Origin of the sequence: Pseudomonas mangiferae (assembly GCF_007109405.1) — a bacterium.
In the GTDB taxonomy this organism is placed as follows: Bacteria; Pseudomonadota; Gammaproteobacteria; order Pseudomonadales; family Pseudomonadaceae; genus Pseudomonas_T; species Pseudomonas_T mangiferae.
In genome coordinates this window covers 85,469-99,122 of sequence record NZ_VJOY01000003.1, presented here as the reverse complement: position 1 = coordinate 99,122, position 13,654 = coordinate 85,469, and the positions used below count along the sequence as shown (strand labels likewise).

Genomic DNA, 13,654 nt, shown 5'->3' with positions numbered 1-13,654 from the left:
CCGGCCGCCCGGCGCGAGGCCGGGCGGGGCATGGGGATCAGGCGGGCGCCTGGCTGAGGGGGAACAGCAGGTCGATGAAGCGCTCCGCCGTGGGTTGGGGCTGGTGGTTGGCGAGGCCGACGCGCTCGTTGGCCTCGATCATCACGTACTCCGGACGGTCCGCCGCGGGAACCAGCAGGTCCAACCCCACCACCGGAATCTCCAGGGCTCGGGCTGCGCGGATGGCGGCGTCCGCCAGCTGCGGGTGGAGGGTGCCGGTGACGTCTTCCAGGGTGCCGCCAGTGTGCAGGTTGGCGGTGCGCCGGACGAACAGCCGGGTGCCTGCCGGCAGCACGCTGGAGTAACCGTAGCCGGCCGCCTTCAGGGTGCGTTCGGTTTCCCCGTCCAGGGGGATGCGGCTCTCGCCGCCGGTGGCCGCCTGGCGCCGCCGGCTCTGGGTCTCGATCAAGGCGCGGATGCTGTGCTGGCCGTCGCCCACCACTTCCGCCGGGCGGCGGATGGCGGCGGCCACCACTTCGTAGCCGATCACCACGATGCGCAGGTCGAAGCCCTCGTGGAAACTTTCCAGCAGCACGTTGGCGTCGAAGCGCTGGGCGGCGCGGATCGCCTTGGCGATCTCCTCGTCGCTGCGCAGGTCCACCGCCACGCCCTTGCCCTGCTCGCCGTCGACCGGCTTGACCACCACCCGACCATGTTCGGCGAGGAACAGGCTGTTCTCCTCCGGGGTACCGGCGCGTCGCTGGGCGGGCACCTGGATACCGGCCTGGCGCAGCACCCGGTGGGTGAGGGTCTTGTCCTGGCAGAGGGTCATGCTCACCGCGCTGGTGAGGTCCGACAGCGACTCCCGGCAGCGCACCCGGCGGCCGCCGTGGGTGAGGGTGAACAGGCCGGCGCGGGCGTCGTCCACCCGCACTTCGATGCCACGACGATGGGCCTCGTCGACGATGATCCGCGCGTAGGGGTTGAGGTCTTCCTCCGGCCCGGGGCCGAGGAACAGCTGCTGGTTGATGCCGTTCTTGCGCTTGATGGCGAAGGTGGCCAGGTCGCGGAAGCCCAGCTTGGCGTAGAGCGCCTTGGCCTGCTTGTTGTTGTGCAACACCGACAGGTCCAGGTAGCTCAGCCCGCGGCCCATGAAGTGTTCCACCAGGTGGCGGACCAGGGCCTCGCCGACGCCGGGGCGCCGGCAGTCCGGCGCCACCGCGAGGCACCAGAGGCTGGAGCCCCCTTCGGGGTCGGCGAAGGCGCGCACGTGGTTCAGGCCCATGACGCTGCCCACCACCTGGCCGCTGGCGCTGTCCTCGGCCAGCCAGTACACCGGCCCGCCCTGGTGGCGCGGGGTGATCCGCGTCGGCTGCACCGGCAGCATGCCGCGGCTGCGGTAGAGCTGGTTAATGGCGGTCCAGTCTTCGTAACGGTAGGCGCGGCGGATGCGGAAGCCGCGGAACGCCCGGCGCGCCGGGCGGTAGTCGCTGAACCACAGGCGCAGGGTGTCCGACGGGTCGAGGAACAACTGTTGCGGTGCCTGGGCGAGTACCTGCTGGGGCGCGGCGACGTAGAGGGCGATATCCCGCTCGCCGGGGCTCTCCTCGAGGATGTCCGCCGCCAGGCGCGCGGGGTCCGGGTAGGTGTGGCCGAGGAGCAGGCGGCCCCAGCCGCAATGCAGGGCCTTCGCCACGCAGGCCTTGTCCTGGTGGTCTTCCGCCAGTTGGGCGCGCAGGCGTTCGTAGGTGGGCGCCTGGCCGCGCTGCAGGCGCTGCTGGGCATGGGTGGGCAGGGGGTGGCCGGCCGATCCTTTGATCATGATGCGGTATCTCCTACAGGCCCTGTTCGTTGAGCCAGAGGTTGAGAGTGGCCAACTGCCAGAGCTTGGAACCACGCAAGGGCGTGAGATCCCCGGAGGGATCGGCGAGCAGGCGTTCCAGGGCGGCGGGGTTGAAGTAGCCGCGGTGCTGGCTGGAATCCAGCAGCAGGTCGCGCACCCAGTCCCGGGTACGGCCTTGCAGGTGCTTGAGGCCGGGCACCGGGAAGTAGCCCTTCTTGCGGTCGATCACCTCGTGGGGGATCACCTGGCGCGCCACTTCCTTGAGCACCTGCTTGCCGCCGTCGCCCAGCTTGAAGCGTGACGGAATGCGCGCCGACAGTTCGGCCACCCGGTAGTCGAGGAACGGCACGCGGGCCTCCAGGCCCCAGGCCATGGTCATGTTGTCGACCCGCTTGACCGGGTCGTCCACCAGCATCACGGTGCTGTCCAGGCGCAGGGCCTTGTCCACCGGATCGTCGGCGCCGGGGCGCTGGAAGTGCTCGCGGACGAAGTCGCCGGCCACGTCGCCGCTGTGCCAGTCCGGGTGGACTGTCTCCAGGTAGTCCGCATGGGTGCGGTCGAAGAACGCGCCGCGGTAGGTGGCGAAGGGGTCCTGGCTGTCGGCCAGGGGCGGGTACCAGTGGTAGCCGCCGAACAGTTCGTCCGCGCCCTGGCCGCTCTGCACCACCTTGCAATGCTTGGAGACTTCCCGAGACAGCAGGTAGAAGGCGATGCAGTCGTGGCTGACCATGGGTTCGCTCATGGCGCGCAGGGCCGCCGGCAACTGCTCGAGCACCTCGTGCTCGCCGATGCGCAACTGGTGGTGGCGGGTGCCGTAGCGGCGGGCGATGAGGTCGGAAAACTCGAACTCGTCGCCGCGTTCGCCGCCGGCGTCCTCGAAGCCGATGGAGAAGGTCAGCAGGTCCTTGACCCCGGCCTCCGCCAGCAAGCCCACCAGTAGGCTGGAATCCACCCCGCCTGAGAGCAGCACGCCCACTTCCCGGGCGGCCCTTTGGCGAATGGCCACGGCATCCCGCAGGCCGTCCAGCAGACGGTCGCGCCAGTCCTCCAGTCCCAGGTGAAGCTCGTCCTCGCGGGGGCCGTAGTCCAGCTGCCACCAGGTCTGGCGCTGGCAGTTGCCCTGGGCGTCGACCCGCATCCAGCTGGCCGGCGGCAGCTTCTCGATGCCGGCGATCACCGTGCGCGGCGCGGGTACCACGGCATGGAAGCTGAGGTACTGGTTGAGCGCCGCGGGGTCCAGGGTGCCGGGGATGTCGCCGCCCTGCAGCAGGGCCGGCAGGGTGGAGGCGAAGCGCAGCCGCTCGGCGGTCTTCGACAGGTAGAGCGGCTTGATGCCAAGGCGGTCGCGGGCGATGAACAGGGTCTGCCGGTCGCGCTCCCAAACGGCGAAGGCGAACATGCCGTTGAGCTTCGGCAGCAGGGCCTCGCCCCAGGCGTGGTAACCCTTGAGCAGCACCTCGGTGTCGCCGTCGGAATGGAAGTGATAGCCCAAGGCCTGCAGCTCGGCACGCAGTTCGGGGTAGTTATAGATCGCGCCGTTGAAGCACAGGGACAGGCCGAGGGCGCTGTCCACCATGGGCTGTGCCGAGCCATCGGACAGGTCCATGATCTTCAGCCGCCGGTGGCCCAAGGCCATCGGGCCCTGGCTATGGAAGCCCCAGGCGTCGGGGCCGCGGGGCGCGAGGTGGTGGGTGATGCGTTCGACCGCGGCGAGGTCCGCCGGGCGCTTATCGAAACGAAGTTCTCCAGAAATACCGCACATAGTCCTTACCGGTGTTGCCGTTGGGGATACGCCCGAAAAAAGGGCGCATAGGGGTCCGACCGGTGGATTCGAGCTGAGTTTTAGATGAATCGGTTATAAGGGCGCCTGGCGGCCCAGCGCCCGCCCAGGATGATCAGACCAGGCCGAACAGCTTCTGCGCCGCCAGGGACAGGCTCACCGCCACCAGCATCAGGGCGAAGATCCGCTGCAGCAGCACGCCGCCGATGCGCTGGGCCAGGCGGTTGCCCGCCAGCACCCCGCAGGCGCCGCCCGCCGCCAGGCCGCCCAGCAGGGGCAACGGCGGCGCGGCGTGGGTGAGGTAGAGCAGGAAACCGCCGCCGGAGACCAGGGCGATCACCGCCATGGAGGTGGCGGTGGCCATCAGCATCGACATCCCGGCGAACGCCAGCAGGCCGGGGACCACCAGGAAGCCGCCGCCCACCCCCATCAGCCCGGACAGCACGCCGACCCCGAAGCCCAGGGCCAGCAGCGGCCCCCGGCGGGGGACGCCCGGGGTGTCCGGGCACGGCCGCCGGGCGCCGCGCCACATGCGCCAGGCCGACCACAACACCAGGGCGCAGAAGCCGCAGACCAGCACCCCTTCGCCGACGAAGCGGCCGAGCCACTGGCCCAGGGCGTTGCCCGGCAGGCCGCTCAGGGCCAGCAGCAACGCCGGTCCGTAGGCCACCTGGCCCAGGCGTGCCCGGGGAACCGCGCCCACCAGCGCCGACAGCGCCACGGCGCCGAGGCTGACCCCCACGGCGTCGCGCATGGGCAGGTGCAGGCTGAGCAGCAGCGGCAGCGCCACCAGCGAGCCGCCGGCGCCGGTCAGGCCCAGCAGCAGGCCCAGCAGGCCGCCGATGCCCAGGGCTTCCAATGTCAGCAGGCTCATGGCCGGTGGTCCGGTCGTGGGGTCATGGGGTCGCTCCCGTGTGGGGTGGACAAGAATGGGGGGCCGGGCCGCTTCAGCGTCCGCGGATCAGCCGGCGCAGGGGAAAACGGTTGGGGTGGCAGGCTTCCGCCACGTCCCGGGGCAGCGGCAGCGGTTCGTCCTCCAGCCAGGCCGCCAGCAATTCGCCGGCGAGGGGCGCAGTGACCAGCCCGCGGGAGCCGTGGCCAGTGTTGACGTACAGCCCCTCCAGCCAGGGACAGGGTACCTGCGGTGACTGCCGGGCGTCCCGGGCGAGTACCCCATAGGCCGCGGCGAAGGCTTCGGCTTCCGCCAGCGGGCCCACCGCCGGCAGGTAGTCCGGGGTGGTGCAGCGGAACCCCACGCGGCCTTCCAGGACCTGCGGGTCGAGGGCATCGGCGTCCAGGCGCTGGCTCAGGTCCGGGGAGATCTGCCGCAGCAGGTCCAGGTTGCTGGCGTGCTCGGCGGCGCTCGGGGTGTCGTCCTGGCGCTGGAACTCGAAGCTGGCGCCCAGGGTGTGCTCGCCCTGGCGGGGCGGCGCCACGTAGCCGTCGGCGCAGAGCACGGTGCCCAAGGCGGCGCTGGCCGGGGTCGCCGGCAGGCGGCTGATCTGCCCGCGGATGCGCTTGAGGGGCAAGGAGGCGGCCTGTTCGAAGCGCGCTGCGTCCGCCGCACAGGCCAGCACCACCAGGGGCGCGCGGGCCAGTTCGTGGTCGCCGGCCCAGGCCAGCCAGACGCCGTCGTCGCGCTCCAGGCGCAAGGCTTCCCGGTGGGTCAGCAGGCGGATCGCCGGATGCGCCAGGAGGGTGCGGCAGAGGGCCGGCGGGTGGGCCCAGCCGGCCTCGGGGAAGAACAGCCCGCCCTGCTCCAAGGCGATCCCCGCCCGTTCCGCGGCGGCGTCGCGGTCCAGGGGGTGCAGGAGACCGTCGACGTAATGGGCGGCGAGCTGGGCCTGGCGGGTCGCCTCGGCCTCGTCGTAGGCCAGTTGCAGCACGCCGCAGGGGGCCCAGTCCACGTCCCGCTGCAGGCGCTCCAGCAGCCGGCGGGTATGGCCGAAGCCCGCCACCACCAGCTTCGACAGGGCAGTACCGTGAGCCGACAGCTTGAGGTAGAGGATGCCCTGGGGGTTGCCGGAGCCTTCCCGGGCGGCGGCGTCGCGGCGCTCCAGCACGCTGACCTGCCAGCCCCGGGCCGCCAGGCTGGCCGCCGTGGCGCAGCCGGCCAGGCCGGCGCCGATCACCAGGGCTTGCCGGGGGCCCCGCCAGGCCGGCGGCCGCGCGTACCAGGCCTTGGGCGGCAGGCCCGTCGCCGTGGCGCCCGGGTCGAGGGACGCGGGCTCCGGCAGGCCCTCGAAGACGCCCTTGAGGATTTCCCGCTTGCGTCCCTGGCCCGGGGTGCGCTGCATGGCGAAGCCGGCCTCCATCAGCCCGCGGCGGACGAAGCCGGCGCTGGTGAAGGTCCCCAGGGTGGTGCCCGGCGCCGACAGGCGCGCCAACTGGGCGAACAGCGCCGGCGTCCACATCTGCGGGTTCTTCGCCGGGGAGAAGCCGTCGAGGAACCAGGCGTCGATACGCGCATCCAGCTGCGGCAGCAGCTCCAGCACGTCGCCCACCAGCAGGGTCAGGGTCACTCGCCCGCCGGCGAAGCACAGCCGCTGGAAGCCAGGATGCACCGCCACGTACTGTGCCAGCAGGGCGTCGCCATGGGTCGCCAGTTGCGGCCAGAGGGCCAGCGTGCGGGCCAGGTCGTCCCGCTGCAGCGGGTACTTCTCCACGCTGACGAACTGCAGGCGGGCATCGGCCGGTGCGTGTTCGTCGAAGCAGGCCCAGGCGGCGAGGAAGTTCAGGCCGGTGCCGAAGCCGGTCTCGCCGATGGTCAGCCGGCCGCCGGCGGGGAGGGCGGAGAACCGCGCGGCCAGGTCGTTGTTGGCGAGGAACACGTGGCGGGTTTCATCGAGCCCGGAGGTCTGGGAGAAGTACACGTCGCCGAACAGCCGCGAGCGCGGCTGGCCGGTTTCGTCCCAGTCGAGCTGGGCGTGGGGAACGTCGGACATGGGAGCCCCTGGAAAAACGACCGGCGCATTCTACGGGATGCGCCGGCGGTGGGCAGCGGGCCGACGGTCGCATCCCGGACTCAGGAGGGCGCCGAGGCCAGCTCCCGGGCCCGTGGGGTCTCGGCCATGGCCCGGTGGTCGCGGGCCAGCAGGCTGTAGATGGTGGGCAGCACGAAGAGGGTGAACGCCGTACCCACCAGCATGCCACAGACGATCACTACCCCCAGCCCCTGGCGGCTGTGAGCCCCGGCGCCGGAGGCGAACAGCAGCGGCACCAGGCCCACTACCATCGCCGCGGTGGTCATCAGGATCGGCCGCAGGCGGATGCGCGCCGCATGCAGGATCGCCGCGTGGCGGTCGAGCCGTTCGCGCACTTGCATCTCGTTGGCGAACGCCACCATGAGGATGCCGTGTTTGCTGATCAGGCCGATCAGGGTGACCAGGCCGATCTGGGTGTAGATGTTCAGGGTCGCCAGGCCCAGGGCCAGGGGGATCAGCGCGCCGCACATCGACAACGGGACGGTGATCAGGATGATCAGCGGGTCCACCAGGCTCTCGTACTGAGCGGCGAGCACCAGGTAGATGACCACCACCGCCAGCAGGAACGCCAGTACCAGGGTGTTGCCCTCGTGCACGTACTGCCGGGTGTCCGCCTGCCAGTCATGGGTGAAGCCGGCGGGCAGCTCGCGCACGGCCTCCTCGAGGAATGCCACGCACTGGCCCAGGCTGACCCCGGGCGCGGGAATGGCCTGCAGGATCGCCGCGTTCTGCTGGTCGAACTGGGTCAGCTTGTTGGGCTCGACCCGGTCCTCCATGTGCACCACCGAGGTGAGCGGCACCAGCTGGCCGTCACGGGCGCGCACGTACTGCTGGCCCAGGGCTTCGGCGGTGAGCCGCGCTTCCCGGGTGCCCTGGGGAATCACGTCGTAGGAGCGTCCCTGCAGGGCGAAGCGATTGACGTAGTTTTCCCCCACCAGCACCGCCAGGGATTCGCCGATGTCACGCATGCGGATGCCCAGGGCGTTGGCCTTGTCGCGGTCGATGCGCAGTTGCACCAGCGGGTTGTTGAAGTCCAGGTCGCTGTCCACCATGGCGAACAGGCCGCTGGCCCGGGCGCGTTGCTTCAGGTCCTCCATGGTCTGGTAGAGGGTCCGGTAGTCCTGGGGCGTGCGCAGTACCAGTTGCACCGGCAGACCGCCGGTGGAGCCGGGCAGGGCGGGCAGCTGGAAGACGAAGATGCTGGTGCCTTCCACGTCGTTCACCTGCTGCTGCAGGTCGGCCTGGATCGCCGACGCGTCGCGGTCGCGCTCGCCCCAGCCGGACAGGTTGATGCCGCCAAAGCTGACCGCGGGGCCGTCGGTGCCGTTGATGATCCAGCGGCTGACGGTCTCCGGCAGGCGCTGGTAGACCTCGTCGAGCTTCAAGGAAAAGCGCTCGCTATAGGCCAGGTTGGCATACTGCGGCGCCTTGATCGCAGTGAGCACGCTGGCCTGGTCTTCCACCGGTGCCAGTTCCCGCTGGGGCGCCTGGTAGAGCCAGGGCAGGCTGGCGAACACTGCCACGGCGATCAGCAACACGAATCCCCGGCGCGCCAGGGAACGCTCCAGCAGGCGCGCGTAGCGGGCGGAAAGGCCATCGAAGAAGCGGTTGGCACCTCGTGCGACCCGGCCCTCGTCCGAATGCCGCAGCAGCAGCGAGGCCATCATGGGCGAGAGGGTGAGGGCGACGATCCCGGAGATCACCACCGCCCCGGCCAGGCTCAGGGCGAATTCCCGGAACAGTGCCCCGGTCAGCCCGCCCATGAAGCCGATTGGCGCGTACACCGCGGCCAGGGTCAGGGTCATGGCGATCACCGGCCCGGCCACCTCCCGCGCGCCGAGCAGGGCGGCGACCACCGCCGAGCGGCCTTCTGCCATGTGCCGGTGGGTGTTCTCCACCACCACGATGGCATCGTCCACCACCAGGCCGATGGCCAGCACCATGGCCAGCAACGTCAGCAGGTTGATGCTGAAGCCGAACGCCAGCATCAGCCCGGCGGCGCCCAGCATCGACAGGGGGATGGTCATGAGGGGGATCAGTACGGTACGCATCGAGCCCAGGCACAGGTAGATCACCACCACGACGATCAGCAGCGCCTCCAGCAGGGTGTGCATTACCTCGTCGATGGAGGCCTGGATGAACCGCGCGGTCTCGAAGGCCAGCTCCACCTTGACCCCCGGCGGCAGGGTCTTGCGGATCTCCGGCAGCCGTTGCTTGATGCCCTCGACGATCACCAGGGGGTTGCCCCGGGGTGCGGCGAACAGCCCCAGGTGCACCGCCGGCTGGCCGTCCATCACCGCGCTGGTCTCGGTGGCCGCGGCCCCCAGCTCTACGGTGCCCACGTCCCGCACCCGCACCAGCCCGTGGGCGTCGCTGTGCACCACCAGGTCGTTGAATTGCTCGACGCTGGTGAGATCGGTGTCCACCTGGATGCTCGACACCATGTACTGGCTCTTCACCTTGCCCGGCGCGGCCTGGTAGTTCTCGGCACGGATTGCCTCGGCCACTTCTTCCGCGGTGAGGCCACGGGCTGCGAGCCGCGCCGGGTCGAGCCAGAGGCGCATGGCCAGGCGCTGGCCGCCAAACGCCTGGACCTTGGCCACGCCCTCGATGGAAGCGAACAGCGGTTCCACCACCCGCGACAGGTAGTCGGTCAGGGCCGGGGTCGGCAGCCCCTCGCTGGAGAAGCCGACGTAGGCGACCGCCGTGGTGTCCCCGCTGGAGCGCTCGATCACCGGGTCGTACGCCTGCTCGGGCAGGCGGTAGCGCACCTGGTTGACCTTGGCCATTACCTCGCTGAGCGCCTGGGTGGAATCCTGGCCGAGGCGCAGACGCACGTTGAGGGTACTCAGCCCCTGGACCGAGGACGAGTTCAGGTAGTCGACGCCTTCCACCGAGGCCAGGGCCTGGGCGATAGGCTGGGTGACGAACCCCTGCATCAGGTCGGCGGGGGCCCCGGGGTATTCGGTGGTGACGGTGATGGTGGCGTTTTCCAGCAGCGGGTACTGGCGGATCGGCAGCCGCTCCAGGGCCAGGACGCCCACCAGCAGGATCAGGGCGTTGACCACCAGGGCGAGGACCGGGCGGCGGATGAACAGGTCGGTGAAGGTCATGGCCGCAGGTCCTGGTCCAGGGAGGCCTGGTCTGGCGAACTCCGCTCCAGGGACAAGTGCTCCAGGGTGTTGCGGTCCGTGGCCTGCAGGGGCGTGCCGTCGCTGAGGCGGATCTGCCCGGACAGCACCACCCGGTCGCCGGGCTGCAGGCCGCCGAGGATTTCCACCCGTTCGTCCTGGGTGGCGCCGATGCGCACGGTCACCCGCTCGGCCACCAGCCCGTGCTCGCCCTCGCGGGCGACGAAGGCGGTATCGCCATAGGCAGTGGTGACCACGGCGGTGCGCGGCACGCTGAGGACCGGCGCATCGTCCGGGCGCCGTACCCGCACATTGGCGTACATGCCAGGGCTCAGCAGCGGGTCGCTGTCCTCCAAGGTGGCCTGGACCCGGGTCATCCGCGCGCTGTCGAGGATCGGGTCGATGGCGCTCACCCGAGCGGTGAAGGTGCGACCCGGCGCCGCCTGAAACTGCAGCTCCACCGCCTGGCCCGGGGCAAGCTCGGCCCGGGCGCGCTCGTCGAGGGAGAAGTTGGCCCGCAGGTGACGGTTGTCGCTGAGGCTGGCGATGGGATCGCCGGGGTTCAGGTATTGACCCAGGTGCACCAGGCGGATGCCCGCCTGGCCGCCGAAGGGCGCGCGCACGTTCTTCTGGGCGATCACCGCGTTCACTTGTTCCAGGGCACCCCGGGCGGCGTCCCGGTCGGCCTGGGCCTGGTCGAACTGTTCTTGGGTGGTGGCGCGGCTGGGCAGCAGCTGGCGGATACGCGCCAGGCGGTTCTCGGCATTCTTCAGCAACGCGGTGAGGCGGATACGCTGCGCCTGTTCCGGCGCGTCATTGAGTGTCACCAGGGGCTGCCCGGCCTCCAGGACCTGCCCCGAGTCGAACTGCAGTGCGACGATACGGCCTGCGGTCTCGGCGGTCACCAGCACCTGCTGGTTGGCTTCCAGGGTGCCGACGCTGCTGTAGTAGCGCGGCATCACCCGCTTCTCCGCGCTGGCTAGCGCCACCTTCACCGGGGGCGGGCCGGCCACCTCCTGGCTTTCCACGCGGCCATGACGGATGCCCAGCAGGGCCACCAGGGTGATCGCCAGCAGCGAACCGCCGGCGGCGAAGGCAACGGATAGCCTCATGACAACCTCCTCAGCGCTCGACGGACGCGACCGGGGCAGTCGGCGCGCCGGCACGCGTCGCCTGGGCCGGCACCGAGGGCGTGAACCACTGGACCATCAGCATGCCGCCGACGATCAGCAGCACGCCGGTGATCCGGCCCAGGCTGGCTTCCTTGATCGGCAGCCCCATCAGGCCGAAGTGGTCGATCAGCAGCGAGGTGAGCATCTGGCCGGCGATCACGCAGACGATGAAGTTGGCGGCGCCCAGGCGCGGCGTGAGCAGCAGGGCCGAGGTGATGTAGATGACGCCGGCAACGCCGCCGAACCAGGCCCACAGGGGCAACTGGCTGGCCTGGCCCACCAGTGGCGTGGGTGCGCGCAGCGCCAGGATCACCGGCAGCACCACCAGCAGGCTGACCAGCAACGACGCCACCGTGGCCCATAGCGGGTGACCCAACGCGCGACCGAGGGCGGCATTGCTGCCCGCCTGGAAAGGCACCAGTGCGCCGGCTATCAACGCGGCGCTCGCCAGAGCGGCACCGGAAAGCGAAAGCGGAGAAGTCATGTGATCACCCCAGTTTTTTATCGGTTGTGCTGGGGAAAATTTTTATTTATTAGTATTTCGAATGGAAATTCGTAATGAATAAACAGGGAATTCGTTTAATGAATAATCTTCGTCGCATCGATTTGAATCTTCTGGTTACGTTGCATGCATTACTGGTGGAAAAGCATATTTCACGCGCGGCCTTGCGTCTCCATAAAAGCCAGCCAGCGGTCAGCCACGCACTGGCGCATTTGCGCAAGCTGTTCGACGATCCTCTCCTAATCCGCCGTTCGGGCAAGCTTGAGCTGACCTCGCGTGCCGCCGAGTTGATGCAGCCCCTGACCGATGCCCTGGGGCAACTGGGCACGCTGCTGGACCCACCGCAGTTCGATCCAACGCGGGCGCAGCGGGTCTTCCGCCTGGCGATGTCCGACTACGGCGCGCGGGTGGTGCTGCCGGGCCTGGTGCGTACCCTGCGTACCATCGCGCCGGGGGTGGAGCTGGTCGTGAGCCAGGCGAGCCGTGAGGCCATGCTGGCCGACGTGATCGACGGCGAGATCGACATGGCCATGGGTGTATTCCCCAGCCGCGCGCCGGATGAGCTGCGCATGCGTACCCTGTTCGTGGAACATTTCGCCTGCCTGGCCGATGCGTCGACCCTCCCGGAAACCGGCATGCTCGACCGCGAGGCCTGGCTGGCACGGCCCCACGTGCTGGTGGCGATGCGCGCTGGCGCCGACAACGAGATCGACCGCACCCTGGGCCGCGAGGGGATGCGCCGGCGCATCGCCGTGCTGCTACCCCACTGGGGCGTGGCAAACGAGCTGATTGCAGGGACCGACCTGATCCTCACCGTGGCGCGGCGCAGCCTGGGCGCCATCGGCAGCGACCCGCGAGTACGCGTCTTCGACCTGCCGTTCCCCATCGAGCCCTTCGATTTCAAGCTGATCTGGCACCAGCGCCGCGAGGGCGACCCCGCCTACAACTGGTTGCGCCAGGTGATCATGCGCGTGGTGAGTGATCGCTGGCCGGCGGACGAATAGTCTTTTTTTCGGCGTCTGGACGAAGCCGGTGCCGGTAGGCCATGCCCTGGCGGCTTCGATTCCCGGAAAACGCTGTGCCTGAGCCACCACAGCCTGGCGAACTCCATTTCGATATCCGGCCCACGTTCTTGTTGCAGGAAAAAGACAAGTAGACGAATAGCCAATGCGCGTCATTTTCCTGAAATCCGATTCACAGGGTGAATACACCGGATGCAAAGAAAGAATTTGTAATTCCAAACCCTCTCGCCGAGATTCATTCGTGCTGCGAATGGCACCCCTCGGCATTACTTGTTTCAAGACATGTAACAAGTTGATTCGAAGCCGGAGAATCTTCGCACCCGGAATCGCGAATAACGATGAAGCAGGGCCTGTGCGCACCTATTCATCGACGGGTTTGACTTGCCTGTATTTTCAACGGAAAGGAACGGAATATGAAAAAGGAATCGACCTACGACTCCATCGGCGGCCTCTTCGAGCGCTTCACCGATACCGCTGCACAGCGCGAGGTAGAGGTCCGCACCATTCTTCACATGGCCGGCGACGTGCAGGGACAGCGGGTGCTGGACCTGGCCTGCGGCTATGGCTATTTCGGCCGGGAGTTGCTGAAGCGCGGCGCCGCGAGCGTGGTCGGCGTGGATATTTCCGAGAAGATGATCGAGTTGGCCCGGGAAGAGTCCCGGAAGAACGGTGACTCGATCGAGTTCCATGTTCGCAATGTCTGCGAGATGGAGTCTTTCGGTGAATTCGACATGGTGATGGCGGCCTGGCTGTTCAACTATGCCGAATCCCTCGACGACCTGAAAAAGATGTTCAAGGCGGTGGCGCGCAACCTGAAGCCGTCCGGAAAGTTGGTCGCTTATACCGTCGACCCCAACTTCCAACTGAGCAAGGGCAACTTCGCCACCTACGGGGTGAACGTGCTCAGCGAGGAGCCCTGGGACCAGGGTTATCGCCATCGCGCCGAATTCGTCACCAACCCGCCCAGCCCCTTCACCTTCTATCGCTGGAGCCGCGCCGACTACGAGCAGGCCATCGCCGAGGCGGGCCTGGGCGCGGTGCACTGGCAGAAGCCGCTGCTGGTGGAGGGCGACATCAAGCGCTACACCCCGGGTTTCTGGACCACCTTCCAGGAAAATTGCCTGCAGACCGGTCTGGTGTGCACACGCTGATCCGCGTCGCGTTCGTTCGAACGCGAGCCCGATTCGATTGGAGAAAAACGATGGGTCTGGAAGAGCACTTCCATTTTCCGCCTTTCCTGG

The 13,654-nt window shown here is 68.8% G+C and carries 9 protein-coding genes; 2 read left to right on the top strand and 7 right to left on the bottom strand.

Going from position 1 to position 13,654, the window contains the following annotated elements; all coding sequences use genetic code 11:
• Positions 1-37: 37 nt before the first annotated feature.
• The 7 genes from ngg to FM069_RS04755 form a co-directional block, all read right to left on the bottom strand.
• Positions 38-1,801 (bottom strand): N-acetylglutaminylglutamine synthetase, encoded by a 1,764-nt coding sequence (ngg, locus tag FM069_RS04785; protein ID WP_143487150.1) that lies wholly within the window; start codon positions 1,799-1,801, stop codon positions 38-40.
• Positions 1,802-1,814: 13 nt separating this feature from the next.
• Complete coding sequence (locus tag FM069_RS04780; protein ID WP_143487149.1) at positions 1,815-3,584, bottom strand: N-acetylglutaminylglutamine amidotransferase; 1,770 nt, start codon at positions 3,582-3,584, stop codon at positions 1,815-1,817.
• A 133-nt stretch (positions 3,585-3,717) separates the two neighbouring features.
• Entirely contained in the window at positions 3,718-4,476 is a 759-nt protein-coding gene (locus tag FM069_RS04775) for a sulfite exporter TauE/SafE family protein (protein WP_143487148.1), read from the bottom strand.
• A gap of 73 nt (positions 4,477-4,549) precedes the next feature.
• Positions 4,550-6,547, bottom strand: coding sequence for a bifunctional tRNA (5-methylaminomethyl-2-thiouridine)(34)-methyltransferase MnmD/FAD-dependent 5-carboxymethylaminomethyl-2-thiouridine(34) oxidoreductase MnmC (gene mnmC / locus FM069_RS04770; protein ID WP_143487147.1), 1,998 nt, complete (start codon positions 6,545-6,547; stop codon positions 4,550-4,552).
• Positions 6,548-6,627: 80 nt separating this feature from the next.
• A complete protein-coding gene (locus FM069_RS04765; protein ID WP_143487146.1) occupies positions 6,628-9,699 on the bottom strand; it encodes a MexW/MexI family multidrug efflux RND transporter permease subunit in 3,072 nt (1,023 codons plus the stop codon).
• Complete coding sequence (locus FM069_RS04760; protein ID WP_143487145.1) at positions 9,696-10,829, bottom strand: efflux RND transporter periplasmic adaptor subunit; 1,134 nt, start codon at positions 10,827-10,829, stop codon at positions 9,696-9,698. The genes FM069_RS04765 and FM069_RS04760 overlap by 4 nt, the downstream gene beginning before the upstream one ends.
• A gap of 10 nt (positions 10,830-10,839) precedes the next feature.
• Complete coding sequence (locus FM069_RS04755; RefSeq protein ID WP_143487144.1) at positions 10,840-11,373, bottom strand: DMT family transporter; 534 nt, start codon at positions 11,371-11,373, stop codon at positions 10,840-10,842.
• A gap of 98 nt (positions 11,374-11,471) precedes the next feature.
• Here FM069_RS04755 and FM069_RS04750 point away from each other — a divergent pair, with 98 nt between their 5' ends.
• Both FM069_RS04750 and FM069_RS04745 read left to right on the top strand, forming a co-directional pair.
• On the top strand, positions 11,472-12,395 hold the full coding sequence (locus FM069_RS04750; protein WP_143487143.1) for a LysR substrate-binding domain-containing protein: 924 nt from the start codon (positions 11,472-11,474) through the stop codon (positions 12,393-12,395).
• 431 nt (positions 12,396-12,826) lie between these two features.
• Complete coding sequence (locus FM069_RS04745) at positions 12,827-13,564, top strand: class I SAM-dependent methyltransferase (protein ID WP_143487142.1); 738 nt, start codon at positions 12,827-12,829, stop codon at positions 13,562-13,564.
• Positions 13,565-13,654 lie beyond the last annotated feature (90 nt).

Excerpts from the sequence above, each read along its gene's own strand:
- ngg (WP_143487150.1), bottom strand. The coding sequence starts at position 1,801 with ATGATCAAAGGATCGGCCGGCCACCCCCTGCCCACCCATGCCCAGCAG.
- FM069_RS04780 (WP_143487149.1), bottom strand. The coding sequence starts at position 3,584 with ATGTGCGGTATTTCTGGAGAACTTCGTTTCGATAAGCGCCCGGCGGAC.
- FM069_RS04775 (WP_143487148.1), bottom strand. The coding sequence starts at position 4,476 with ATGAGCCTGCTGACATTGGAAGCCCTGGGCATCGGCGGCCTGCTGGGC.
- mnmC (WP_143487147.1), bottom strand. The coding sequence starts at position 6,547 with ATGTCCGACGTTCCCCACGCCCAGCTCGACTGGGACGAAACCGGCCAG.
- FM069_RS04765 (WP_143487146.1), bottom strand. The coding sequence starts at position 9,699 with ATGACCTTCACCGACCTGTTCATCCGCCGCCCGGTCCTCGCCCTGGTG.
- FM069_RS04760 (WP_143487145.1), bottom strand. The coding sequence starts at position 10,829 with ATGAGGCTATCCGTTGCCTTCGCCGCCGGCGGTTCGCTGCTGGCGATC.
- FM069_RS04755 (WP_143487144.1), bottom strand. The coding sequence starts at position 11,373 with ATGACTTCTCCGCTTTCGCTTTCCGGTGCCGCTCTGGCGAGCGCCGCG.
- FM069_RS04750 (WP_143487143.1), top strand. The coding sequence starts at position 11,472 with ATGAATAATCTTCGTCGCATCGATTTGAATCTTCTGGTTACGTTGCAT.
- FM069_RS04745 (WP_143487142.1), top strand. The coding sequence starts at position 12,827 with ATGAAAAAGGAATCGACCTACGACTCCATCGGCGGCCTCTTCGAGCGC.